Origin of the sequence: Sphingomonas sp. 66-10 (assembly GCF_001897045.1) — a bacterium.
Taxonomy (GTDB): Bacteria; Pseudomonadota; Alphaproteobacteria; order Sphingomonadales; family Sphingomonadaceae; genus Sphingomonas; species Sphingomonas lycopersici.
Genome location: NZ_MKRR01000159.1, coordinates 32,413 through 33,090, shown reverse-complemented (window position 1 = coordinate 33,090; position 678 = coordinate 32,413). Strand labels below are relative to the sequence as shown.

Annotated in this window: 1 protein-coding gene; it reads right to left on the bottom strand. The window is 62.4% G+C overall.

Going from position 1 to position 678, the window contains the following annotated elements:
• Positions 1-678 (bottom strand): 4-hydroxyphenylpyruvate dioxygenase family protein (locus BGN95_RS24625; protein ID WP_502688351.1); only part of this gene is annotated, 678 nt, incomplete at both ends.

The window sequence follows — 678 nt, the reverse complement described above, 5'->3', positions numbered from 1 at the left end:
ATCAGGATGCGGTTCTTCTTGAGCCGCTCGAGATCCTCGCCGTGGCCGGGGACGCGCTTGTCGACCAGCTCGTAATAGGTCTCGATCGTGTCCTGCAGCTTCACCCCACGTGCGCGCAACCGCTCGACAGTATCGTAGATATCCGGGGTGGTCAGCGCGAGATGCTGGATGCCCTCGCCGTGATATTCGCGGATGAATTCCTCGATCTGCGAATTTTCGTCCTGGCTCTCGTTGAGCGGGATGCGGATCGCGTGATCGGGGGCGATCATCGCCTGGCTGAACAGCCCGGTCGCCTTGCCCTTGATATCGAAATACTTCTGTTCCTCGAAGTTGAAGAGCGTGCGGTAGAATTCGGACCATACCCGCATCTGTCCGCGGCGGACATTGTGAGTGAGGTGGTCGAGCAGGTCGAGCCCGACATTGTTCTTCGCCTCCGCCTCGCGCCAGCCGGGGAATTCGGCCCAGTCGGCGTAGAGATCGGTGCCGTCCTCGATGAAATAGAGATAGCTGCCGCCGATCCCCTGGATCACCGTATCGTCTTCGTCGGTGCGCTTCGCGCCATGCTCCAGCGCCCATTTCATCGCCGCATCGGGATCGGCGACGCGGAACGCCATCGCGCTTGCTGAGGGGCCGTGTTCGCCGCGGAACGCCGCGACCCGCCCGGCCTCGTCACGGTTG